We start from the raw sequence: 23,644 nt of genomic DNA on the forward strand, positions 1-23,644 counted from the left end.
TATCACCGACAGCGCCACCGGGGTGGGACCGAGGCCGGCTCCCGCCCCGGCGGCTCGCCGCACTCCACTGCGTGCAGCGACCGGCACGGTCGGACCGCTCGGCATCGGAGTGTCCGTGCTGTGGCTGTCCGTCATCGTTCTGTTGCCGCTCGCGGCGCTGACCGCCGAGGCGTTCGCCGACGGTCCGAGCGGCTTCTGGAACGCCGTCACCGCCCCGGCCGCGCTGGCGACGCTGCGGATCACCGTGGTCGTCTCCGCAATCGTCGCGGTCGTCAACATGGTCATGGGCACCCTCATCGCGTGGGTACTGGTGCGCGACGAGTTCCCGGGCAAGAGGTTCGTCAATGCCCTGATCGACCTGCCCTTCGCGCTGCCCACCATCGTGGCGAGCATCGTGTTACTGGCGCTGTACGGGCCCGAGAGCCCGATCGGTATCCGTCTCAACGCCTCCCAGCCGGGGCTCGTCGTCGCGCTGGCATTCGTGACGCTGCCGTTCGTGGTGCGTTCGGTGCAGCCGGTGCTCCTCGAAGCGGACCGAGAGGTGGAAGAGGCCGCGGCGTCCCTCGGCGCAAACAACCTGACCATCTTCCGGTCCGTGGTACTGCCCGTGCTGACCCCGGCTGTCGTCAGCGGTGCCGGGCTCGCATTCGCCCGTGCCCTCGGCGAATACGGCTCGATCGTGCTCATCGGCGGCAACATCCCGTACGAGACCCAGGTGGCGTCGCAGTACATCCAGCAGCAGATCGAGATCGACCGCCCGATGAACGCTGCCGCGGTGTCCGTGGCACTGCTGCTCATCGCCTTCGTCGTGCTGTTCGTGCTGCGCCTGGCAGCCGGACGCAGCCTGCGCCGGGAGGAGGACGACCGATGAAGGTCTCCCCGTGGACGCGAATCTCGCTGCGGACGATCGCACTCGGCTACCTGTTGGTCCTGTTGCTCGTTCCGATCGGGCTGATCCTCTACCGCACATTCGAGAACGGCGTGGGTGCGTTCCTCCAGTCGATCAGCACGCCCGCGGCGATCTCGGCGTTGAACCTGTCGCTGCTGATCGTCGCCATCGTGGTGCCCGTCAACGTCGTGTTCGGGGTCGTCGTCGCACTTGCGCTCGTGCGCGGCCGGTTCCGCGGTCGCGGGCTGCTGCAAGCCGTGGTGGACCTGCCGTTCGCCGTCTCACCGATCGTCGTCGGTGTCGCCCTGATCATGCTGTGGGGTGCCGGCGGGTGGTTCGGAGGGGTCGAATCCCTCGGATTCAAGGTGATATTCGGGCTACCGGGCATGGTGATCGCCACGATCTTCGTCACCCTGCCGTTCGTCGTGCGCGAGGTCGAACCGGTGCTCCACGAGATCGGCCAGGAACAGGAGCAGGCCGCCGCGACACTCGGCGCGAACGGCTGGCAGACGTTCCGGCGCATCACCCTGCCCTCGATCCGGTGGGGCCTGACGTACGGCGTGGTCCTCACCGTCGCCCGCGCGCTCGGCGAGTTCGGGGCTGTCATCATGGTCTCGTCCGGCTTCCCCGGCGTGTCCCAGACCCTGACGTTGCTGGTGCACTCCCGCTACATCGACGACCACAACACCTTCGGCGCCTACTGCGCCGCGACCCTGCTCATGGCCATCGCCGTGATCGTGCTGCTGTTGATGACCCTGCTCGACCGCAAGAGGAGTACCAGATGATCACCGTCACGGGCGCACGAAAGAACTACGGCGACTTCGCGGCCCTCGACGACGTCGACATCGAGATCCCGTCCGGATCGCTCACCGCGCTGCTCGGACCCTCGGGCTCCGGTAAGTCGACGCTGCTGCGGTCGATCGCCGGACTGGAGACCCTCGATGACGGCATCGTGCGCATCGGCGGCGACGACGTGACCGGCGTGACCCCGCAGAAGCGTGACATCGGTTTCGTCTTCCAGCACTACGCGGCGTTCAAGCACATGACCGTCCGCGAGAACGTCGCGTTCGGATTGAAGATCCGCAAGCGGCCCAAGACCGAAATCAGCCGCCGCGTCGACGAACTACTCGGCATCGTCGGGCTCGACGGGTTCCAGCAACGCTATCCGGCACAGCTGTCCGGCGGCCAGCGCCAGCGCATGGCCCTGGCCCGCGCCCTCGCCGTCGACCCCAAGGTGCTGCTGCTCGACGAACCGTTCGGCGCGCTCGACGCCAAGGTGCGCGCCGACCTGCGCACGTGGCTGCGCCGCTTGCACGACGAGGTGCACGTGACCACCGTGCTGGTCACCCATGACCAGGAGGAGGCGCTCGACGTCGCCGACCGGATCGCCGTGATGAACCGGGGCCGCATCGAGCAGGTCGGAACCCCGCGGGACCTGTACGACCGGCCCGCGAACGACTTCGTGATGTCGTTCCTGGGCAATGTCTCCAAGCTGAACGGAAAGCTGGTGCGGCCGCACGACATCCGTCTCGGCCGCGAACCCGATCTCGCCCGCGCCCAGGACGCGGGCACCGCCGGGTCCGTGGGTGTCACCCGCGCGACGGTGGAGCGGGTCGTGCACCTCGGGTTCGAGGTCCGCGTCGAGCTGCGCAACGCCGCGACCGGTGAGGACTTCACCGCGCAGGTCACCCGCGGTGACGCACGTGCTCTCGGTCTCGCACCCGGCGAGACCGTCTATGCGCGCGCGACCGAGGAACCGGCACTGCCGGAGACGACGCGGGTGCCGATCGGCTAGAGCCACGCCCGCCGACCGGCGCCGCACTCGGCCGAATGTCACACAGGTTCAGTTGGATCGAACCCGTGTGACATTCGGCCATTCAGGCGTGCGGTATCCCCCCGCGGACTGCTCGGGTCCTGCGGCGGGTTCGAATCACCCGGATCGGAATCCGTGACGAGCAGGACCCCGCCGGGCGACAGTGATGTCCACGCGCCCCGCCCTCTCGGTGTGCACGCCGATCACTCACCCGAGATCCGTGAAAGGTACTACCCGATGAACGCTTTCCCCGGTGGGTCGGCGTGAGCGCGCCGACCGGGATCCGTCCCGCGCCGACGAGCACCGCCGAGCCCGACGACGCCGGGCTGGTCGTCGCCCCCACCCGCCACCCGCTGCGCTGGCTGGTCGCCGCCCTCACCCTCGTCCTGGTGGCGCAGTTCGTGCACGGCCTGGCTACCAACCCGGGCTGGGACTGGGCGACGTTCGCTCGGTACTTCACCGCACAGTCCGTGCTCTCGGCCCTGGTGGTGACCATCGAACTCACCGTGTGGGGAACGGTTCTCGGATTCGGGCTCGGCGTGCTGCTCGCCGTCGGCAGGCTGTCGAGGAATCCCGTCCTGCAGGTGATCTCCTGGGTCTACATCTGGGCATTCCGGTCCATCCCGCTCATCGTGCAGCTGCTGTTCTGGTTCAACATCGCGTACCTGTACCGGACGCTGTCGCTGGGTGTCCCGTTCGGACCGTCGTTCTTCGAGTTCGAGGTCACCGGCGTGATCTCCGGCTTCACCGCCGCGGTGATCGGCCTGGCCCTGCATCAGGCCGCCTACTCGGCGGAGATCATCCGCGCCGGCATCATCTCCGTGGACCACGGCCAGATCGAGGCGGCGCAGGCCCTGGGCATCCCTCGTCGCCGGCAGTTCTTCAAGATCGTTCTGCCGCAGGCCATGCGATCTATCCTGCCCAACGCCGCCAACGAGGTCATCAGCCTGTTCAAGGGCACCTCGATCGTCTCCACGATGGCGATCGCCGAGCTGTTCTACCAGGTGCAGGTCGTCTTCGGCCGCAACGGCCGGGTCGTGCCCCTGCTCATGGTGGCCACCGTCTGGTACATCGTGCTCACCACCGCGTTGTCGATCGTCCAGTACTACGTGGAGCGGCACTACGCGCGCGGCTCGTCCCGCGCCCTCACGCTCACCCCCTGGCAGAAGACCGCCGCCAAGTTCCGCGAGATCCGCGACTCGGGTATCGCCGCACCCCGGGGAGCCACCCGATGACCACGCCGGTCGACCCCACCACGTATGCCGTCGACGTCCGAGGCGTGCACAAGTCGTTCGGATCCCTCGAGGTCCTGAGGGGTGTCGACCTGAAAGTCCGCAAGGGCGAGGTCACGGTGATCCTCGGCCCCTCCGGCTCCGGCAAGTCCACCCTGCTGCGCACCCTCAACCATCTCGAGAAGGTCGACCGCGGCACGGTCCGCATCGACGGCGAACTCGTCGGCTACCGCCGCCGGGGCAACAAGCTGCACGAGTTGCGCGAGAAGGACATCCTCCGTCAACGGTCGCGCATCGGGTTCGTGTTCCAGAACTTCAACCTCTTCCCGCACCTGACCGTGCTCGAGAACGTGATCGAGGCGCCGCTCTCCGCGCAGCGCCGCGACCGCGCCGAGGTCGAGACGCTCGCCCGCGAACTGCTCGACCGGGTCGGCGTCGGCGACAAGATCCACGACTACCCCAAACAGCTGTCCGGTGGGCAGCAGCAGCGGGTCGCCATCGCCCGCGCCCTCGCGCTGCGCCCGGCCGTGATCCTGTTCGACGAGCCGACCTCCGCGCTCGACCCCGAACTGGTCGGCGAGGTGCTCGAGGTGATCCGTGACCTGGCCCGCGACGGCGCGACCCTCGTGATCGTCACCCACGAGATCGGCTTCGCGCGTGAGGTTGCCGACACCGTCGTGTTCATGGACGGCGGCGTCGTCGTCGAACAAGGTCCGCCCGCGCAGGTTCTCGACCGGCCCACCCAGGAACGCACCCGCGCCTTCCTGTCCAAAGTCCTCTGAAGTCCTCCCGAAAGGCAATGATGTCCGCGTTGACCCGACGCACGAGGCTGGTCGCCTCGGCCCTGACCGCCGTCGCCCTGCTGTCGGTCGCCGCCTGCGGCACCGACGAGCCCGACGCGGCCAGCGCCGTCGGCTACAACCTCACCGCCGACCAGAACCGCATCACCACCGACCCCGTACCCGAGATCGCGGCCAAGGTCCCGCAGTCCATCCGCGACCGCGGCACCCTCATCGTCACGGGGTCCGCCGGCACCGCACCCCCGCTGCGGTTCTATGCCGACGACGACAAGACCATCATCGGGTCCGAGACCGACTTCGCACATCTCCTCGGCGACGTTCTCGACCTCGACGTCGAGCTCACCGCCGCGGACTGGGCACAGAACTTCGTGCGCGTCGACTCCGGTGAGGCGGACGTGTTCATCTCCAATGTCACCGTCACGGAGGAACGCAAGGAGAAGTACGACTTCTCCACCTACCGTCTCGACAACCTCGCCTTCGAGGTGAAGAAGGACAGCGGGATCGAGGTGAAGGATCCGAAGGATGTCGCGGGCCTGAAGGTCGGGGTGGGCTCCGGCACCAACCAGGAGGCGCTGCTCGTCGAGTGGAACGAGCAGAATGTCGCCGCGGGCCTCGAGCCCACCGAAATCCTCTACTTCCAGAACGCCACCGACTACTACCTCGCGCTCGGCTCCGGCCGCATCGACGCCTACTTCGGGCCCAATCCATCCGCGTCGTTCCACGTCATCCAGGCCGGGGAGACCGAGATCGCCGGCACGTTCTCCGGCGCGGGTGCGGACCTGCAGGGCGAGATCGCGGTCCTGACCAAGAAGGACAACGGCCTGATCGAGGCAATCAACGAGGCGCTCAACCACGTCATCGAGAACGGCACCTACCAACAGGTGCTCGACCGATGGGGTATCGCGAACGAGGCCGTCGAGACCTCGGTGATCAATCCTCCGGGCCTGCCGAAGAAGCAGTAACCGGACGACAGCCAGGGGAGGGACAGCAATGAGTGAGGTGGAGCCCCGGGCCGACGTCGTGATCGTCGGGGGTGGCGTCATCGGGTCGGCGGCGGCATGGCGCCTGGCCGCCCGCGGGAAGGCGGTGACCCTCCTCGAGCAGTTCGAGCCGGGTCACCGCCGCGGCGCCTCGCACGGCAGTTCCCGCATCTACCGGCAGGCCTATGACGGCGAGTTCTACACGGCGCTCGCCGGCCGTGCCCTGCCGCTCTGGCGGCACCTGCAGGACACCATGGGCACGGAGGTACTGACCCTCACCGGGGCGGTCGACCACGGACTGCCCGCCGTCGTCGAGTCGCGTGCCCGGGCGCTGGCCGCCCTCGGCATCCGGCACGAGGTCCTCGAGCCGCGCGCCGCGGAACGTCGTTGGCCCGGAATACGGTTCGACACAGCCGTCGTGCATCATCCCGAGGCGGGACGGCTGCACGCCGACCGCGCGGTCGCCGCGTTCCAGGAGGCCGCGGCGCAGGCCGGGGCCGACGTGCGGCACGGGACCGTCGTCGAAAGCCTGCACAGCCACGGACACGGCGCCGACGTGGTCACCCCGGACGCGGTGGTGCGCGCCCGGCACGTCGTCGTCGCGGCCGGCGCGTGGTCGCACCGGTTGCTCACCCGGGCTTCGGATCCGGCGCCCCTCCTCCCTGCGATGCGCACGACGCAGGAGCAGCCCGCGCACTTCGTTCCCGTCACGGGGCCCGACTGGCCGAGCTTCGTCCATCACCCCGGCGCGTTGCTCACCACGGCCGGCATCTACGGGCTCGGGTCCGAGGACGGCATCAAGATCGGCGAGCACGGCACCGGACCCGAAGTGACGCCCGAGACGAGAACCTTCCGGGCCGACCCCGCCGGCGTCGCGCGGCTCGCCGCCTACGCTGCCCGATGGCTGCCCGGCGTCGACCCGGGCAGCGCCGTGGCCGACACCTGCCTGTACACCAGCACCCCCGACAGCAACTTCGTCGTGGACCGCATCGGCGCCGTCGTCGTGGCCGCGGGCTTCTCCGGGCACGGCTTCAAGTTCGCCCCCGCGATCGGCGAGCTGATCGTGGGTCTCGTCGAGGGCACGACCGTCGCACCGGAGCCGTTCCGGTTCGGCACCCGCGAGGCGGTGACCGCGCGATGACCACCGCCCGCCGCATCCAGGTCTGCACCGTGCGGCAGGACGACCCGCTGGCCGCCCCGCTGCTCGCCGAACTCGCCGTCGAATACAGCACCCGCTACGAACGTCCGCTCGGCGAGCAGATCCATACCCTCACCACCCACCCGGCCGACGAGTTCGCCGAACCCGACGGGACGTTGCTGATGCTCGTCGAGGACGGAGAACCTGTCGCCGGTGGCGCGTTCCGCCGTTACGACGCGACCACCGCAGAGCTCAAGCGCATCTGGACGTCGAAGGCGCACCGCCGCCGCGGACTCGGCAGACTCGTGCTGGAGGAACTCGAGGCCGAGGCGGCCCGGAGGGGGTACGCCCGCATCTACCTGACCACCGGGTGGCGTCAGCCCGAGGCGGTCGCACTGTACCTGGCCGCGGGATACACCGCCCTGTTCGATCCCGGCCGACCGGCCGAGGAGATCGGGCCGCACCCCTTCGAGAAGACGCTGATCCGGTTGCGGACGGACCGGCCTCGCCGGCTCTCGCCCGACGGAAGTGCAGGAATCGGACGTCCACAGCCGTCGTGACGGGTGCGGACGTCCGATTCTCGCGTGAATGGTGCCGGCGCGCCCTCATTGCCGGACACCCCTGTTCCAACACCGATCCCCGCCGTATCCCGACCAGGAGTCTCGCCGATGACCTCGACATCTCCCGTCCACCTCGCCGTCGCGCTCGACGGCGCCGGTTGGCATCCCGCCGCGTGGCGTGAAGAGAATTCACGCCCCGACGAATTGACCTCACCCACGTACTGGGCCGACCTCGTCACCACCGCGGAACGCGGGCTGCTGGACTTCGTCACGATCGAGGATTCCCTTGCCTTACCGGCGAACCCGTACACGAGCGAGGACCCTGACGCGGTGGACCGGGTACGGGTCCGGCTCGATGCGCACCTGATCGCCGCGCGGGTTGCACCGTCGACCCGGCACATCGGGCTGATCCCGACGATCACCACCACGCACACCGAACCGTTCCACGTGTCCAAGGCGCTGGCCACCCTCGACTACACATCGCACGGCCGCGCCGGCTGGCAGGTCAAGGTGTCCTCCTCCGCGCAAGAGGCCGCACACTTCGGCCGGCGCGACATCCCGGGACTCGACAAGCGCGACCGGCAGGCGCTCGCCGAGAATCGCCTGCCCGAGTTCGTCCACGACCTGTTCGACGAGGCCACCGACGCCGTCGAGGTCGTTCGGCGGCTGTGGGACAGCTGGGAGGACGACGCGGAGCTCCGCGACGTGGAGACGCGACGGTTCATCGACCGCGACAAGCTGCACTACATCGACTTCGAAGGCCGGTTCTTCCACGTTCGAGGGCCGTCGATCACACCCCGACCGCCGCAGGGACAGCCGGTGGTCGCACTGCTGGCCCACCGCGACCTTCCGTACGAACTGGCGTCGCGGCAGGCGGATCTGGTGTTCGTCACCCCGTCGGACACCCGCCGCGTGCGTGGCCTCGTCGACGAGGTCACGGCGGCGGGCGTGCGGGTCGGGCGTGTCGGTGAACCGCTGCGGGTGTACGCGGACCTCGTGGTCTTCCTCGACACTCCGCACGAGAGCGGAGCCGAGCGGCTCCGGCGTCTCGACGCACTCGCGGGCAGCGCCTTCGACTCGGATGCACTCGTGTTCACCGGGTCGGCGGCCGAACTCGCCGACCGGATCGGTGAGTGGCGTCGACAGGGTATCGACGGCTTCCGGCTCCGACCCGGGGTGGCAGTCGACGACCTCGACGTCATCGTCGACGTGCTCGTCCCGATCCTGCAACAGCGCGAGGTGTTCCGCTCCGAGTACCCCGGCACGTCCCTGCGCGGACTTCTGGATCTGCCGACCGACATTCCCAACCGCTACGCCGTCACCACGGCCGGAACCGAAGGACACGACCGATGAGCACACGCAAGCAGGTCATCCTCGGGGCCTACCTCGGCGGTGTCAATCACCACACCGCATGGTGGGATCCCCGGGCGGGCAGCCAGATCGAGTTCTCGACCTTCGAGCACACCGCCCGTACCGCCGAGCGCGGCAAGTTCGACTTCTTCTTCCTCGCCGAGGGCCTCGTGCTGCGCGAGCGTGCGGGCCGGATCTTCGATCAGGACATCATCGGCCGGCCCGACACCTTCACGGTCCTCGCGTCGCTGGCCGCCGTCACGGACCACCTCGGCCTGGCCGCCACCATCAACGCGACCTTCAACGAACCGTACGAGTTGGCTCGGCAGATCGCCTCTCTCGATCACCTCTCCGGCGGCCGGGCCGCGTGGAACGTGGTCACCTCCTTCGATGCCTTCACCGGGCGCAACTTCCGCCGCGGCGGCTTCCTGGATCGCTCCCAACGGTACGAGCGCGCGGAGGAGAACCTGACGCTCATCCGTCAACTCTGGGATTCGTGGCGCAGCGACGACATCGTCGCCGACAAGGCCGGCGGCCGGTTCCTGCGTCGACCCGACGCCGGCGCCTTCGAACACCACGGCAACCACCTCGACGTGCACGGCAGGTTCACGGTTCCGCGCAGCCCCCAGGGACGCCCGGTGATCCTCCAGGCCGGGGTGTCCCCGCAGGGCCGGGACTTCGCTGCCGCGAACGCCGACGCCATCTTCTCCCCGTACGGGAAGCTCCCCGAGGCCACGGAGTTCTACCGAGATGTCAAGGCCCGGGCGATCGCTGCCGGCCGCTCCGCCGACGACATCAAGATCCTGCCGTCGGCGAGCTTCGTGATCGGTGACACCGAGGCCGAGGCCGTCGAGAAGTACCACGAGATCCGTAATCAGCAGGTCACCGGGCAGGCCGCCCTGATCCTGCTCGAGCAGATCTGGAATCGGGATCTGTCCGAATACGATCCGGAGGGCCCACTGCCGGACATCGATCCCGACCCCGACGCCGAGCCGATCATCCAGGGACGGGCGTTCGTCCACCAGGACCGGCTCGAGACCGTCGCACGGCTCCGCGCGATCGCGGAGGAGAAGAAGCTGACGCTGCGAGAGGTCGTGATCGACCAGTTCGAGCGCGGACCCCTCGTCGGTACCGCGGCACGGATCGCCGAGCAGATCGACGCCTTCGTGCAGAACGACGGCTCGGACGGGTTCATCCTCGGATCGCACCTCGTTCCTTGGGGACTCGACGATTTCGTCGACGAGGTGGTGCCCCTGCTGCAGGACCGCGGTGTCCTCCGCGCCGAGTACACCGGAACCACGCTGCGGCACAACCTCGGGCTGCGGGTACCGGCCGATCCGGTGGCGGTCGGCGGTTAGCCCACCTCCCCGCGTGACACTCACCGATCGGGCGCCGACGCCCCGGCAGACGACGTCGGTGGTGCCGGTCTGTGCGGCCGCCGGCTTCACCACCCTGCTCGATTCGTCGGTGCTGAACATCGGCCTTCCCGCCTTGCGGACCGGCCTCGACGCGGGCGTTTCGCAGGTGCAGTGGATCCGGGCCGCATACTCGCTGAGCTTCGGTCTTGCGCTGGTCCCGGCAGGCCGGCTCGGCGATGTGGCCGGCCGGCGGCGGCTGTTCCTCGCGGGCATGGCCCTCTTCGCGGTCATGGGAGTGTGCGGAGCTGTCGCGTCCGACCCCTGGACGGTCGTCGCCGCACGGGCCGGTCAGGGCGTCGGGGCCGGCCTGATCAGCGCGCAGGTGCTCGGGATCCTGGCCGAGAACTACACCGGCCCGGCGCGCGCCCGGGCCCTGGCCGCCTACAGCACGGCCGGGGGCCTCGCCGGGCTGTGCGGTCCGCTCGTCGGTGGGCTGGTGCTCGGCGCTGCGCCCGGGGAGTACGGGTGGCGCGTTCTGCTGATTCTCAACGTGCCGTGCGCACTCGTCACACTCGCGCTCGCGGCACGCCGCCTGCCCCCGGATCGGGGACGACCGTCGGCCCGCAGCGGGGTCGATGCCGGGGGCCTCGTGCTGCTCGCGGCGGCCACGACGCTGGTGATGCTGCCCGTGGTCTCCGAACCGGGTCCGGTGGGTGCGGTGTTCGCCGTCGGGGGAGCGGCGGTCTCACTCGCCACCTTCCTGTCGTGGGAACGCCGTGTCGCCGCGCGCGGCGGCAAGCCCGTGCTGCTTCCCGAACTGACCGGCTCCGGCGGATACGTCCTCGGCACCTTGGTCGCACTGTTCTGGTTCGGTGCGGTGCTGTCCCTGAACACCGTCGTGAGCCTGTACCTCATCGAGGGGCGCGGCTATGCCGCTGTCCAGGCCGCCGCCGTGCTGTCCGCCGCCGCCGCGGCGATGGCCGTCGCCTCGGCCGTGGGGTGGCGGGTCGTCGCGCGATACGGCCGGGTGACGGTCGTCGTGGTGGTGGCAGCCGAGATCGCCGTCGTCGGTGGCTACGCCGCCGCTGTGCAGCACGACGCCACGATGCCGGTGTTCGTGGCGCTGGCCGCGCTGTCGGGCCTCTCGGGTGGATTCGTGGATGCACCCAACCGGGCGCTGACGCTCGAGTCGTCCCCGGCGGGCGGTCATGGTGTCGCGGCCGGGTTCCTGCAGCTGTCACAGCGGTTGTCCGCGACGGTCGCCCTCGCCGCGGTGTCCGGCCTGTATCTGTCGGCGCTGGCGACGGACGGGGACGACTTCGCCGGTGCCACGTCGGCCGGCCTCGCGGTGTGCGCCGCGATGCTCGCGGTGTCGCTGCTCTGTGCGCTCGCCGACCGGCGCCGTCGTGCCGGCACCGGGTTTCGATCACGGTGAGCGAAAGGGTTCTCCGAACTCGTTCGCAACGCGTACGGTCACCGAGAACCATCCAGAGCGACCGAGAGACCCGGCTCGACGACGTCGCAGCAACCCCCTGCCGCCGCAGGTGAGGGTGCTACCGCCGGGAACGATGGAGGAGAAGGCATGGCAGGCGAGGGGTTCGTGGGCGCGTGGGCGCGCCTGCACGTCGACCTGTGCCGTCAGTGCTCGGGCATCTGTCGCCCACGATCCTGTCGCGCCTGAGCGGCGCTACCCAGTCGAAGAACTACGACCGTCTGCCCGGCCGGTGGCATCGCGAAACGCGGTGCCATCGGCGCCTCACGAGATCATGGAGTTCCCCGGTGCCTGTTCCGTTCACCTCTGCCGCCCGACGTCGCGCCGTCGCGGCCGCCACCGCCGCAATCCTCGCCGGTGGACTCGCCGCGTGCGGCACCGACACGGCGGGCACCTCCTCCGGTGGCGGCACCCCGCAGCCCGGCGGAACCCTGCGCTACGGCTTGTCCCAGGCCCCCACGTGCGCCGATCCCGCCCAGGCCGGCAGCAACCAGACCATCTACGTCGCCCGTCAGATCGTCGACTCGCTCACCGATCAGGACCCCGGGACCGGTGAACTGAAGCCGTGGCTCGCCGAAAGCTGGGAGGTGAACGGGGCAGCCTCGGCGTTCACGTTCCGGCTGAAGGACGGCGTGACATTCAGTGACGGCACCCCGTTCACTGCGGACTCGGTGAAGAAGAACTTCGACGCGATCGTCCAGACCCTCACCGGCGCCAAGGCAGCGCTGGCGGCGAGCTACCTGTCGGGGTACACCGGCACCACGGTGCTCGATCCGCTCACCGCCCAGGTGTCCTTCGCCGGACCGAACGCGCAGTTCCTGCAGGCGTCGTCGACGCTGCAACTCGGCTTCCTGTCCGACAGGGACGTCGCGAAGTCCGCGGAGGAACGCTGCGCCGGCGACCTGTCCGGCACCGGTCCCTTCGTCTACGAGGACTACCAGCAGGACAAGTCCGCCACGCTGGTCAAGCGCACCGGATACTCATGGGGATCCGACGTGTTCGCGCACGACGGCGAGGCCTACCTCGATCGCATCGAGTTCACGATCGTCCCGGAGTCCGGTGTACGCACCGGAAGCCTCGCATCCGGCCAGCTCGACGCGATCAGCGATGCGCTGCCGCAGGACGCTTCCCAGATCGAAGGCAGCGGCGGACGGATCCTCACCACGCCGAACCCGGGTGTCCCGTTCGGTTTCCAGCCGAACGTCACCCGTGGCGTCCTGACCGATCCGGCGGTGCGCGCCGCGATCGTGCCGGCCCTCGACCGCCAGGAACTCGTCGACACCGTCCTCGGCCCCGATTTCCGGCCCGCGACCAGCACCCTCGCCTCCCGCACCCCCGGCTACGTCGCGCTCGACGACGTCACCTACGACCCGGCGAAGGCGAAGTCGATCCTCGACACCGCCGGCTGGGTTCCCGGCCCGGACGGCATCCGCGTCAAGGACGGCAACCGCCTGTCCTTCTCGGTGCTGTTCAGTTCGGTGTTCGCCGGCAACCAGGCGATCCTCGAGCTCGTGCAGCAGCAGCTGCGCGAGGTCGGTATCGACCTGCAGCTCGACCTGGTCTCCACCCCGGAAGCCACTGCCCGGCAGGGTGCGAAGGACTTCGACGCCACCTACTACAACAGCACGCGCGCCGACGGCGACATCCTGCGCACCACGTTCGGACTCGACGGGCGCAACCTCAACAACCGCGGCCCGATCCCGGCACTGGACGAGGTCCTGTCTGCGCAGCTGCGCACCACCGACCCGGCCGAACGCGGCGAGCTGGTCGAGCAGGCACAGCAGCTCGTCCTCGACAACGGCCTGTGGCTACCGACCGTGGAGCTGTCCCAGGCCATCGGTGCGGCGGGGACGGTGCAGGACCTGACGTTCGAGGCCTCCGCCCGGTTGCAGTTCTTCGACACCTGGCTGAGCGAGTAGACCATGGCCCGGTATCTCGGTTCCCGGCTCGTGCAGGCGTTGCTGGTGCTGTGGGCGGCGTTCACCGTCTCGTTCGGCGTGCTGTACCTGCTGCCGTCCGACCCGGTGAGCATCGCGGTCGACGGCGCCGGCAGCGGCACACCGGTGGATGCGGCCGCTGTCGCGCAACTGCAGGAACGGTACGGGCTCGACCGGCCGCTGTGGGAGCAGTACCTCAGTGCGCTGAGCAACGCCGTCCGGGGTGACTTCGGCATCTCGATCGTCACAGGACAACCCGTGACCGAAGCGATCGCCGCCGCCGTACCCAGCACCCTGGCCCTGGCCGCGGCCGCCCTGGCGCTCGCCGTGCTCCTCGGCACCTCGATCGCGTTCGTCGCCACGTACACGCGTGCCCGGTGGCTGCGCAGCGCGCTGTTCTCGCTGCCGCCGCTCGGTGTCGCGGTTCCGACCTTCTGGGTGGGACTGCTTCTGCTCCAGCTCTTCTCGTTCCGGATGAAGCTGCTTCCAGCATTCGGCGACCAGGGCATCGAGCATCTGGTGCTGCCGGCGATCACCCTCGCGCTCCCCACCGGTGCGGTGATCGCGCAGGTCCTCGCCGCGAGCCTGCAGACCACATGGCGGCAACCGTTCGTCGAAGCAGCTCGCGCCAAGGGCGCGTCCCGGTGGCGCCTTCAGACCCGGCACACACTGCGCCTGTCCAGCATCCCCGCATTCACCATCGCCGGGGTGACGGTCGGCAACCTGCTGGCGGGGTCCGTGGTCGTCGAGACGGTGTTCTCCCGCGCCGGTGTCGGTCGGCTGACCCAGACTTCGGTTCTGGCGCAGGATATTCCCGTCGTCCAGGGCATCGTGGTCTTCAGTGCGGTGATCTTCGTGCTCGTCAACCTCGCGGTGGACCTGGTCTATCCGCTCATCGATCCACGCATCGCCGACGGCCGTCGCGGCGGCGGTTCGCCCTCGCATCCGACGCCCGCCGAGGGGACCACCGAACTCACCGGCTTCGCGGTGGAGGAGGAGAGGAAGGCACATGTCTGACGTCCTGATCCGGGAACCGGTCGCCGCGTCCGCACAGGCCGCGGCCGGGCCACACGCACCGTCCCGGCGCCGGGGCGCCACGAGCGCCCTGCGCCGCTACGGGGCTCTCGTGGTCTCGACCACCGTGCTGCTCCTCGCCGTCGGCTTCGCCCTGTTCCCCTCGGTCTTCGCGTCCGGTGATCCGCTGCAGGGCGTCCCGGGCGACAAGTTGCAGGGGCCGTCCGCGGCGCACTGGTTCGGCACCGACAACATCGGGCGCGACGTGTACACCCGGGTCGTGCACGGTGCGGGCCTGTCCCTGACCGCGACGCTCGTCGCCGTCGGACTCGCTCTCGTCGTCGGCTCGCTCGTCGGGTTGCTCTCCGGTGCGGCCGGCGGTGCGGTCGACGCTCCGCGCCTGCGCGTCTTCGACGCAGTACTCATGCGGGTCGTCGACGTTCTGCTGTCCATCCCCGCCCTGTTGCTGTCCCTGGCGCTCGTCACCGCGCTCGGATTCGGCACCATGAACGTGGCGATCGCGGTCGGCGTCGGGCTCGTCGCGAACTTCGCCCGCGTCATGCGGTCGGAGGTCCTGCGCGTGCGCCGCGCCCTGTACGTCGAGGCGGCGTTCGCATGCGGTGCCCGCTGGCACACCGTCCTGCGCCGGCACGTGCTGCGCAACTCGTACGCCCCCGTCGTCGCGCTCGCGGCGGTCGAGTTCGGCATGGCCGTGCTCGCTGTGTCGTCGCTGAGCTTCCTCGGCTTCGGCGCGGTGCCGCCCACCCCGGAATGGGGATCGTTGATCTCCGAGGGCAGGAACTACCTGGCCACCGCCTGGTGGATGACGACACTGCCCGGCCTGGTCATCGTGGCGGTCGTCCTGTCGGCGCATCGCCTCGGTCACGCCATCGAAGAACGGAGCACTCGATGACCGCGCCCCTGCTGGATGTACGCGACCTGCGGGTCGAGTACGGCAGCCGTCGCGACCCGGTCACCGCGGTGGACGGGGTCCGCTTCACGCTTTCCCGGGGTGAGGTCGTCGCGGTGGTCGGCGAGTCCGGTTCCGGCAAGTCGACGACCGCACACGCGATCCTCGGCCTGCTGTCGGGTAGCGGCCGGATCACCGGCGGCACCGTCACGTTCGACGGGCAGCGACTGGACACCCTGCCCGACCGCGCCTTCGAGAAGGTGCGCGGTGCCCGCATCGGACTCGTGCCCCAGGACCCCACCACGTCCCTGAACCCGGTCGTCCGCATCGGTGACCAGGTCGCCGAGGTCCTGCGTATCCACGGTCTCGCCGACCGGCGCACCGCGAAGATCGACGCGCTGCGCATCCTCGCGGAAGCGGGGCTCGACGATCCCGAACTCCGTGCCAGGCAGTACCCGCAGGACCTGTCCGGCGGGCAGCGGCAGCGCGTGCTCATAGGCATCGCGCTCGCGTGCCGGCCGGACCTCGTCATCGCCGACGAGCCGACCAGCGCCCTCGATGTCACCGTGCAGCGGCGCATCCTCGACCACCTCGACAGCCGCATCGCCGAGACCGGTACCGCGGTCCTGCTCATCACCCACGACCTCGGCGTCGCCGCCGACCGCGCCGACCGCATCGTCGTGATGAGCCAGGGCCGGATCGTCGAGACCGGGCCGGCCCGGCAGATCCTCGAGAACCCCCGGCACGAGTACACCCGGGCGCTCGTCGCCGCCGCACCGAGCCTCGCCGGCGCCGCGGCCCGGCCCGGCCGCGGACCCGCGGAACCCCTGCTCACCGTGTCCGGGGTCTCGAGGACCTTCCGCATCGACCGGCGCACGGCGCTCGAGGCGGTGCGCAACGTCTCCTTCTCGGTTCCGCGCGGTCGCACTCTGTCCCTGGTCGGCGAGTCCGGTTCCGGCAAGTCCACGGTGTCCCGCATCGCGATCCGACTGGAATCCGCCACGTCCGGCCAGGTCCGGTTCGACGGGCGGGACATCACCGCGCTGCGCGGCCGGGACCTGCGCGAGCTCCGCCGCCGGGTGCAGATCGTCCACCAGAACCCCTATGCGGCCCTGAATCCCAAGCTCCGAATCCGCGACATCGTCGCCGAACCGCTCGAAGCCTTCGGCATCGGCACGAAGAACGAGCGCGCCGAACGTGTTGCGGAGCTGCTCGGGCAGGTGGCGCTGAGCACGGCACACCTCGAGCGCAGACCCGCGGAACTGTCCGGCGGACAACGCCAGCGCGTGGCGATCGCCCGCGCGCTCGCGCTGCACCCGGAACTGCTCGTGCTCGACGAGCCCGTCTCCGCGCTCGACGTGTCGGTCCAGGCGCAGATCCTCGACCTGCTCACCCGCCTGCAAGACGAGCTGGGGCTGAGCTACCTGTTCATCTCCCACGATCTTGCCGTGGTCCGGCAGATCAGCGACACCGTCGCGGTGATGCGGTCCGGCGAAATCGTCGAATCCGGGACCACCGCAGAGATTTTCGACAGCCCACAGCACGAGTACACGAAACTGCTGCTCGATGCCATTCCAGGGAAGGTTCGCCATGCCCGATAGTTCACAGTTGTTGCTCGCCCTCGAATTCCGCGGAACCGGCTCGCATCCGCATTCGTGGCGTCGCACGGATTCACGCGCGGAGGACGTGTTCACGGCCCGCTACTGGGCGGATCTCGTGGGCCGCGCGGACCGTGCCGGCGTCGACCTGGCCTTCCTCCCGGACTCGTTCGGAATCGACTCCGGTGCGGACACCGTGCGCGGCCGGCTCGAAGCGGTCGGCGTCGCCGCGCGGCTGTCCGCCGTCACCTCGCGGATCGGGCTGATCCCCACCGCGACGGTGACCCACACGGAACCGTTCCACGTGGCCAAGGCCGTGCAAACCCTCGACCACACCACGGTCGGCCGTGCGGGGTGGCAGGTCGCCGTCTCCGAGGGCGAGGACCGGGCCGCCCTGTTCGGCCGCAAGGGCACCCAGGACACCGGCTCACTGTGGATCGAGGCCGCCGAGGCCGCCGAGGTCGCGGCCCGCCTGTGGGACAGCTGGGAGGACGACGCCGAGATCCGCGACGTCGCCACCGGCCGGTTCGTCGACCGGGACAAGCTGCACTACATCGACTTCGTCGGCGAGCACTTCTCCGTCAAAGGTCCGTCGATCACGCCCCGGTCACCCCAGGGCCGGCCCCTCGTCGCGGTTGCGGTAGCGGACGAGCAGTCGTTCGACTTCGCCGCGGAGCGCGCCGATCTCGTGCGTATCGAGGCCGCCGACCTCGAGTCCGCCGCGAACCTGGCCGGGCGCCTGCGCGCGCAGGCCGGTGATCGGCGACCGGCGGTGCTGCTCGACATCGACGTGCTGCTCGCCGCGGACGACGCCACCGCCGCCGCGGACCTGGCCCAGCTCGAGAACTGGGCCGGCGCGGCCTACACGCCGGAGTCGCTGTTCTACCGCGGCGGCCCGGCGGGGCTGCTCGCCCTCCTCGGGGACGTGGACGGCGTGGACGGCGTGGTGTTACGTCCGCTGGCCCTCGCCGGCACGGTCGCGGCGCTCACCGAACGGGTCCTGCCGGTGTTGCGGCCGCAGGTCCCGACGTCCACCGGGACCCTGCGGGACCGTCTCGGCCTCCCGCGCCCCGCCAACCGCTACGCCACCGCCTGAGGAGGTCGATCACCATGCCGCAGAATACCGTTCGAAAGCAGATTCACCTGGCCGCGCACTTCCCGGGTGTCAACAACACGACCGTGTGGGCGGATCCCGAATCGAAGAGCCAGATCGACTTCGAGTCGTTCCTGCACCTGGCCCGGACCGCAGAACGCGGACTGTTCGACTTCTTCTTCCTGGCCGAGGGACTGCGGCTGCGCGAACACCGCGGCCGCATCCACGATCTCGACGTCGTCGGCCGGCCCGACACGCTCACGGTTCTCGAGGCCCTCGCCGGTGCGACGACCCACCTCGGACTCGCGGGCACGATCAACACCACCTTCAACGAGCCGTACGAACTGGCCAAGCAGTTCGCCACCCTCGACCATCTGTCCGACGGCCGCGCCGCGTGGAACCTCGTCACCTCCTCCGACGCCTTCACCGGCGAGAACTTCAGGCGTGGCGGCTATCTCGACCACTCGCAGCGCTACGTCCGCGCCCACGAGATCGTCGACGTCACCCGGCAGCTGTGGGACGGCTGGCGACCCGGAGCACCGGTCGTCGACCGCGAAAACGGCATCTTCGCGGCGGATTCCGACATCGCTCCGTTCGACATCCACACCACCCAGTTCGACATCTCCGGGCGGTTCGAGGTGCCACGCAGCCCGCAGGGACACCCGGTGCTCCTGCAGGCCGGTGACTCCGACGAGGGCCGCGAATTCGGCGCCGCCAAGGCCGACGCCATCTTCACCGGCCACGGCACCCTCGAGGAGGGCCATGCCTTCTACGCCGACGTCAAGGGCCGCCTCGCGAAGTACGGGCGCAGCCACGCCGACCTGAAGATCCTGCCGGCCGCGACGTTCGTCCTCGGCGACTCCGCGGAGGATGCGGCCGAGCAGGCCCGCCACATCCGGCTGCAGCAGGTGAGCCCGCAGACCGCGATCGCGTTCCTCGAGCAGGTGTGGGGCCGCGACCTGTCCGGGTACGACCCCGAGGGGCCGCTGCCGGACGTCGAACCGGAGGACAACCTGAACATCACGCGCGGCCGCGTCCGCCACGCCAAGGATCCGCGCGCCGTCGCGCTGGCCTGGCGGGAGAAGGCCGAGGCCGAGAAGCTCAGCATCCGCGAACTGATCATCGAGGTCACCGCGCGGCAGCAGTTCGTCGGCACCCCCGAACACGTCGCCGCCGAGATCGACCGCTATGTGCAGACCGATGCGAGCGACGGCTTCATTCTGGTTCCGCACCTCACCCCCGGCGGCCTCGACGAATTCGTCGACAAGGTCGTGCCGCTGCTGCAGGAACGCGGCAGTTTCCGCACCGAATACGAGGGCACCACCCTGCGCAGTCACCTCGACCTGCGCCACCCGCACGAGATCGACGAAGGAGTCCAGGCATCGTGACCACCACACTCGACCGAGAGACGTTCACCGAGGACTGGCGGAGCTGGCACGCAGCCCGCGAGGAGGCGCTGCGCCGCCCGGACGGCTGGCTCAGCCTGACCGGGCTGTACTGGCTGGACACCGAGCCCACGATCCTCGACGAGGTGCCCGGATCGTGGCGGGTGGACGGCGAGCGCGTGCTCCTCGAATCCGACGGCGGAACCGAGGCGCACGAGCCGATCGAGGGCGCACCCGGTGTCCGGGTCGCGGCCGGCGACGGCTACGCCGAGATCATCCGCCGCACCGGCCGGTTCGCCGTCCGCATCCACGACCCGAAATCGCCGGCTCTGGCGGCCTTCACCGGAATCCCCGCGTACGAGCCCGCGCCGGAGTGGGTGCTGCAGGGCCGTTTCGAGGCCTTCGATCAGGCGCGGACCGTCACCACCGGCGCCGTGGTCGACGGCCTCGAGCACCACCACAGCGCGGCCGGGCTGATCCGCTTCACCCACGACGGCGCCGAGCACCGCCTCGTCGCGTTCGGCGACGGCTCGGGTCCGCTGCGCGTGCTGTTCACCGACGGGACCAGCGGCGTGACGACCTACCCGGCCGCGCGGATCCTCGAGGTCGCCGCGCCGACCGCCGACGGCTCGGTCACGCTCGACTTCACCCGGGCCGCCAACCTGCCATGCGCGTTCACCGACGCGGCGACGTGCCCCATCGCCCCGGCGGAGAACCGGCTGCGGTTCGCCGTCGAGGCCGGCGAACGCACTCCGCGCGACGAGGAGGCCCGGTGACGACGACCGCATCGAATCCGGTACCGCTCTCGGTTCTCGACCTCTCCCCCGTCAGCGAGGGATCCACCACGGCGCAGGCGGTGCACAACACCGTCGACCTGGCCCGGAGGACGGAAGGGTGGGGATACCGCCGGTATTGGGTGGCCGAGCACCACTTCGTCGCCGTCGCGTCGTCGTCGCCGACCGTGCTGATCGGCGCGATCGCCGCCGCCACCAGCACGATCCGCGTCGGTGCCGCCGCGGTTCAGCTCGGTCACAACACCGCGGCCGGTGTGGTCGAGGCGTTCGGCACGCTGGACGCGCTGTATCCGGGCAGGATCGACCTGGGACTCGGCCGGTCGGGACAGCGCCGGGCGGAGGCGCTCGCGGCCGCCCGGTCCGGGGCCGCCGAACAGGAATCGCGCCGCGCCACCGAGGTGCGCGACGGCCTGGTCATTCCGCCGCCGTACCAGCCTGGGCCGTTGCTGTCCTCCCCGCGCCTGGCCGCCGGGTTCGCCGTGTTGCAGCAACCGGGAGCGCAGGCCCCGGACTTCGACGGGCAGGTGGACGACATCCTCGCTCTGCTGGACGGGACCTATCGCACCGAGGACGGGATCGAGCTGCACGCCAGCCCCGGCGAGGGCGCGGACGTCGAGCTGTGGGTCTTCGGGACCAGTGCCGGGCCGTCGGCGTCGCTGGCCGGACGGCTGGGCCTGCCGTTCGGTGCGAACTACCACGTCAGTCCCGGCACCACCGTCGAGGCGGTCGAGGCGTACCGCGCGGCGTTCCGCCCGTCCCGCTTCCTCGACCGGCCGTACGTGGTGGTGTCCGCCGACGCGGTCGTCGCCGACGACGACGCCACCGCGCGTGACCTGGCGGCCACGTACGGGCACTGGACGCACAGCATCCGGTCCGGCCACGGGGCCGTCCCGTACCCGGACCCGGCCACGTCTGCGCCCCTGACCGACGAGGAGCGCAGCCTCGTCGACGACCGGCTGATCACCCAGTTCGTCGGCGCCCCCGCCACCGTGGCGGAGCGGCTCGAGTCGCTGCAGCGCGTCACCGGGGCGGACGAGCTCGTGGTCACGTCGGTGACGCACCGGCACGAGGACCGGCTGCGTTCGTACGAATTGCTGGCGCGCGCATGGGGGCTCGCCGCGCTCCGCGCGGCATGACCCCGGTGGTGAACCCGCCCGAACGGCGGGTTCACCACCGAATCGAGCATTCCCGACCGATTGTGTAGGATATCGCCCATGGCACCCGAAACCGCAGCGGCCGTCGTCGCCCGCTGGTGCCGTCGTCACGTCGATCTGGGCCGGACCTCCTCGGGCATCTGTACGGGCTGACCGCTCACAGTCCCTTCCGCCACGTCGCGCCGGAGCACCACCGGAGCGGCGCTGATCCAGGAGAAAACCCTTGTCGCACAACGCTACCCGGCCCATCGATCGTCCCCTGCGTATCGCCGTCGAGCTCGCCGGGCCCGAGGGCCCGCACTACTGGGCCGACCTGACCACCGGACGCGCCGACGAACCGGCGCTCGACCTGAGCGCCTCGCCGTCGAACGTGGTCCGGATCCGCGCCGCCGACCTGAGGGAGAGCGCGAAGCTCCGCGAACGGGCCCGCTCCGAAGCCCGCGCCGACGGTCGCGATCCCGACAGCATCAGCGTCCTGGTCGATCTCGAGGTGCTCGTCGCCGAGGAGGCCCGCAGCGCCCGCAAGCAGTATGCGCTGCTCGACGGCCGTCGTCGCGCAGACACCCTGTCCTACATCGGCACCCCGCACGGCCTCGCCGGGCTGATCGCCGACATCCACACCACCCGCGTGGCCGACGGCGTGACCCTCCTCCCGCTCGGTGCCGAGTTCACGATCGAGCACATCGTCGACGGCACCCTGCCGTGGCTCGAATCACGGGGGCTGGCAACGCCGTCCCCCGCCGTGGTGGAGGTCCTGCGCCGCTTCGGCACCGGGGACCGCGGGCTCATCCTGGCCTCCTGACCGTCGTTCGAGACGCGGGGCGAGAGTTTCTTCTCTCGCCCCGCCTTTCGTCGTCCGGTCCGCGCGTCACGCTCGGCAGGCGGCGCCGGGCGGCGTCCGGCGAGGACCAGAATTGGAATCGGACCGATTTCAACCGTGGCCCGCGCTCCGCCCCGCCCTTAACCTCGCAACAATGTCCCTCGCATTCCATTGGTTTCTTCCCACCTACGGCGACAGCCGCCTGATCGTCGGCGGCGGCCACGGAACGCCCGCCGGGGCGGCCCGCGGTGATCGGCGCGCCACCGTCGGGTACCTGGCGTCGATCGCCCGCGCCGCCGAGGAGTTCGGATTCGTCGGCGCACTCACCCCTACCGGCGCATGGTGCGAGGACGCCTTCCTCACCACGGCAATGGTGGCGCGCGAATCCGAGCGACTCGCCTTCCTCGTGGCGTTCCGCCCGGGACTGATCAGCCCCACCCTCGCCGCACAGATGGCGGCGACGTTCTCACTGCACGCCCCGGGGCGGATCCTGCTCAACGTGGTGGTGGGCGGCGAGGCCCACGAGCAGCGCGCGTACGGCGACCACCTCGGCAAGGACGAGCGGTACGCCCGAGCGGACGAGTTCCTCTCGATCGTCCGACGGCTGTGGGCCGGCGAGACCGTCACCCACTCCGGCACGCACCTGCACGTCTCGGAAGCCGCGCTGGCCACGCTCCCGAGCCCTGTCCCCCCGCTGTACTTCGGTGGATCGTCCGCCGCCGCGGGCCCGGTGGCCGCCGAGCACGCCGACGTCTACCTCACCTGGGGTGAGCCGCCGGCGGCCGTCGCCGAAAAGATCGCATGGATCCGCGAACTCGCCTCCCGGCGCGGACGCACCATCCGGTTCGGCATCCGCCTGCACGTCATCACCCGGGACACCGCCGCCGATGCGTGGGCGCAGGCCGACCGGCTGATCGCGGCACTCGGCCCCGACACGGTGACCGCGGCACAGGCGGGTCTCGCACGCAGCGAGTCCGAAGGACAGCGCCGCATGCTCGCCCTGCACGAGAACAACCGGCGCAGCGGAGACTGGCGCGACGCCCGTAACCTGGAGGTGGCGCCGAACCTGTGGACCGGGGTGGGTCTCGTGCGCGGCGGGGCCGGGACGGCCCTCGTCGGCAGCCATACCGAAGTCGCCGACCGGATCGCCGAATACGCCGCGCTGGGCATCGACGAGTTCGTCCTCTCGGGATACCCGCACCTCGAGGAGTTGTACTGGTTCGGCGAGGGGGTGCTACCGGTCCTGCGGGAACGCGGCCTGTTCACCGGCGGTGCCGGCGGCGCCGTGTCCGGAAGCGTTCCCTTCCTTCCTGCCGGGGTCCGCTGA

21 protein-coding genes and 1 riboswitch are annotated in these 23,644 nt (G+C 70.2%); all 21 genes read left to right on the top strand.

The window, feature by feature from the left end:
* Window position 1 precedes the first annotated feature (1 nt).
* The 21 genes from cysT to ACWPOB_RS00755 all read left to right on the top strand — a co-directional run bounded on the left by cysT (window position 2) and on the right by ACWPOB_RS00755 (window position 23,644).
* Window positions 2-871, top strand: coding sequence for a sulfate ABC transporter permease subunit CysT (gene cysT / locus ACWPOB_RS00655; protein WP_455399706.1), 870 nt, complete (start codon window positions 2-4; stop codon window positions 869-871).
* On the top strand, window positions 868-1,674 hold the full coding sequence (gene cysW, locus ACWPOB_RS00660) for a sulfate ABC transporter permease subunit CysW (protein WP_100055460.1): 807 nt from the start codon (window positions 868-870) through the stop codon (window positions 1,672-1,674). Before cysT ends, cysW begins: the two co-directional genes overlap by 4 nt.
* A complete protein-coding gene (locus ACWPOB_RS00665) occupies window positions 1,671-2,684 on the top strand; it encodes a sulfate/molybdate ABC transporter ATP-binding protein (RefSeq protein WP_455399563.1) in 1,014 nt (337 codons plus the stop codon). The genes cysW and ACWPOB_RS00665 overlap by 4 nt, the downstream gene beginning before the upstream one ends.
* A gap of 281 nt (window positions 2,685-2,965) precedes the next feature.
* On the top strand, window positions 2,966-3,937 hold the full coding sequence (locus ACWPOB_RS00670) for an amino acid ABC transporter permease (RefSeq protein WP_100055461.1): 972 nt from the start codon (window positions 2,966-2,968) through the stop codon (window positions 3,935-3,937).
* Window positions 3,934-4,716: an amino acid ABC transporter ATP-binding protein gene (locus ACWPOB_RS00675; RefSeq protein WP_455399564.1), complete on the top strand. Its 783-nt coding sequence runs from the start codon at window positions 3,934-3,936 to the stop codon at window positions 4,714-4,716. Before ACWPOB_RS00670 ends, ACWPOB_RS00675 begins: the two co-directional genes overlap by 4 nt.
* Before the next feature lie 20 nt (window positions 4,717-4,736).
* A complete protein-coding gene (locus ACWPOB_RS00680) occupies window positions 4,737-5,696 on the top strand; it encodes an ABC transporter substrate-binding protein (RefSeq protein ID WP_455399707.1) in 960 nt (319 codons plus the stop codon).
* 28 nt (window positions 5,697-5,724) lie between these two features.
* Window positions 5,725-6,855: an FAD-dependent oxidoreductase gene (locus ACWPOB_RS00685; RefSeq protein ID WP_455399565.1), complete on the top strand. Its 1,131-nt coding sequence runs from the start codon at window positions 5,725-5,727 to the stop codon at window positions 6,853-6,855.
* Complete coding sequence (locus ACWPOB_RS00690) at window positions 6,852-7,412, top strand: GNAT family N-acetyltransferase (protein ID WP_455399566.1); 561 nt, start codon at window positions 6,852-6,854, stop codon at window positions 7,410-7,412. The genes ACWPOB_RS00685 and ACWPOB_RS00690 overlap by 4 nt, the downstream gene beginning before the upstream one ends.
* A 108-nt stretch (window positions 7,413-7,520) precedes the next feature.
* A complete protein-coding gene (locus ACWPOB_RS00695; RefSeq protein WP_455399567.1) occupies window positions 7,521-8,765 on the top strand; it encodes an LLM class flavin-dependent oxidoreductase in 1,245 nt (414 codons plus the stop codon).
* Window positions 8,762-10,120, top strand: a complete 1,359-nt coding sequence (locus tag ACWPOB_RS00700; protein ID WP_455399568.1) for an NtaA/DmoA family FMN-dependent monooxygenase — start codon at window positions 8,762-8,764, stop codon at window positions 10,118-10,120. The genes ACWPOB_RS00695 and ACWPOB_RS00700 overlap by 4 nt, the downstream gene beginning before the upstream one ends.
* 13 nt (window positions 10,121-10,133) lie before the next feature.
* Entirely contained in the window at window positions 10,134-11,555 is a 1,422-nt protein-coding gene (locus tag ACWPOB_RS00705; protein WP_455399569.1) for an MFS transporter, read from the top strand.
* A gap of 45 nt (window positions 11,556-11,600) precedes the next feature.
* Window positions 11,601-11,695, top strand: a riboswitch (SAM riboswitch).
* Between the two features lie 204 nt (window positions 11,696-11,899).
* Complete coding sequence (locus ACWPOB_RS00710) at window positions 11,900-13,531, top strand: ABC transporter substrate-binding protein (protein ID WP_455399570.1); 1,632 nt, start codon at window positions 11,900-11,902, stop codon at window positions 13,529-13,531.
* 3 nt (window positions 13,532-13,534) lie between these two features.
* Window positions 13,535-14,566: an ABC transporter permease gene (locus ACWPOB_RS00715; RefSeq protein ID WP_100055470.1), complete on the top strand. Its 1,032-nt coding sequence runs from the start codon at window positions 13,535-13,537 to the stop codon at window positions 14,564-14,566.
* On the top strand, window positions 14,559-15,476 hold the full coding sequence (locus ACWPOB_RS00720; protein ID WP_100055471.1) for an ABC transporter permease: 918 nt from the start codon (window positions 14,559-14,561) through the stop codon (window positions 15,474-15,476). The genes ACWPOB_RS00715 and ACWPOB_RS00720 overlap by 8 nt, the downstream gene beginning before the upstream one ends.
* The gene (locus tag ACWPOB_RS00725; RefSeq protein WP_100055472.1) at window positions 15,473-17,074 is read left to right on the top strand and encodes a dipeptide ABC transporter ATP-binding protein; all 1,602 of its coding nucleotides are present in this window, start codon (window positions 15,473-15,475) and stop codon (window positions 17,072-17,074) included. The genes ACWPOB_RS00720 and ACWPOB_RS00725 overlap by 4 nt, the downstream gene beginning before the upstream one ends.
* Window positions 17,064-18,167, top strand: coding sequence for an LLM class flavin-dependent oxidoreductase (locus tag ACWPOB_RS00730; RefSeq protein ID WP_100055473.1), 1,104 nt, complete (start codon window positions 17,064-17,066; stop codon window positions 18,165-18,167). Before ACWPOB_RS00725 ends, ACWPOB_RS00730 begins: the two co-directional genes overlap by 11 nt.
* A 14-nt stretch (window positions 18,168-18,181) precedes the next feature.
* Window positions 18,182-19,552 (top strand): NtaA/DmoA family FMN-dependent monooxygenase, encoded by a 1,371-nt coding sequence (locus tag ACWPOB_RS00735; RefSeq protein WP_100055474.1) that lies wholly within the window; start codon window positions 18,182-18,184, stop codon window positions 19,550-19,552.
* Window positions 19,549-20,325, top strand: a complete 777-nt coding sequence (locus tag ACWPOB_RS00740) for a DUF1684 domain-containing protein (RefSeq protein WP_100055475.1) — start codon at window positions 19,549-19,551, stop codon at window positions 20,323-20,325. Before ACWPOB_RS00735 ends, ACWPOB_RS00740 begins: the two co-directional genes overlap by 4 nt.
* On the top strand, window positions 20,322-21,479 hold the full coding sequence (locus ACWPOB_RS00745; RefSeq protein WP_100055476.1) for an LLM class flavin-dependent oxidoreductase: 1,158 nt from the start codon (window positions 20,322-20,324) through the stop codon (window positions 21,477-21,479). The genes ACWPOB_RS00740 and ACWPOB_RS00745 overlap by 4 nt, the downstream gene beginning before the upstream one ends.
* 241 nt (window positions 21,480-21,720) lie before the next feature.
* Complete coding sequence (locus ACWPOB_RS00750; RefSeq protein WP_100055477.1) at window positions 21,721-22,299, top strand: hypothetical protein; 579 nt, start codon at window positions 21,721-21,723, stop codon at window positions 22,297-22,299.
* Window positions 22,300-22,471: 172 nt separating this feature from the next.
* Entirely contained in the window at window positions 22,472-23,644 is a 1,173-nt protein-coding gene (locus ACWPOB_RS00755; protein ID WP_455399571.1) for an LLM class flavin-dependent oxidoreductase, read from the top strand.

Source organism: Rhodococcus sp. 2H158 (genome assembly GCF_053764755.1).

Coding starts and splice junctions, on each gene's coding strand:
- cysW (WP_100055460.1), top strand. CDS start 868: ATGAAGGTCTCCCCGTGGACGCGAATCTCGCTGCGGACGATCGCACTC.
- ACWPOB_RS00665 (WP_455399563.1), top strand. CDS start 1,671: ATGATCACCGTCACGGGCGCACGAAAGAACTACGGCGACTTCGCGGCC.
- ACWPOB_RS00675 (WP_455399564.1), top strand. CDS start 3,934: ATGACCACGCCGGTCGACCCCACCACGTATGCCGTCGACGTCCGAGGC.
- ACWPOB_RS00680 (WP_455399707.1), top strand. CDS start 4,737: ATGTCCGCGTTGACCCGACGCACGAGGCTGGTCGCCTCGGCCCTGACC.
- ACWPOB_RS00685 (WP_455399565.1), top strand. CDS start 5,725: ATGAGTGAGGTGGAGCCCCGGGCCGACGTCGTGATCGTCGGGGGTGGC.
- ACWPOB_RS00690 (WP_455399566.1), top strand. CDS start 6,852: ATGACCACCGCCCGCCGCATCCAGGTCTGCACCGTGCGGCAGGACGAC.
- ACWPOB_RS00695 (WP_455399567.1), top strand. CDS start 7,521: ATGACCTCGACATCTCCCGTCCACCTCGCCGTCGCGCTCGACGGCGCC.
- ACWPOB_RS00700 (WP_455399568.1), top strand. CDS start 8,762: ATGAGCACACGCAAGCAGGTCATCCTCGGGGCCTACCTCGGCGGTGTC.
- ACWPOB_RS00715 (WP_100055470.1), top strand. CDS start 13,535: ATGGCCCGGTATCTCGGTTCCCGGCTCGTGCAGGCGTTGCTGGTGCTG.
- ACWPOB_RS00720 (WP_100055471.1), top strand. CDS start 14,559: ATGTCTGACGTCCTGATCCGGGAACCGGTCGCCGCGTCCGCACAGGCC.
- ACWPOB_RS00725 (WP_100055472.1), top strand. CDS start 15,473: ATGACCGCGCCCCTGCTGGATGTACGCGACCTGCGGGTCGAGTACGGC.
- ACWPOB_RS00730 (WP_100055473.1), top strand. CDS start 17,064: ATGCCCGATAGTTCACAGTTGTTGCTCGCCCTCGAATTCCGCGGAACC.
- ACWPOB_RS00735 (WP_100055474.1), top strand. CDS start 18,182: ATGCCGCAGAATACCGTTCGAAAGCAGATTCACCTGGCCGCGCACTTC.
- ACWPOB_RS00755 (WP_455399571.1), top strand. CDS start 22,472: ATGTCCCTCGCATTCCATTGGTTTCTTCCCACCTACGGCGACAGCCGC.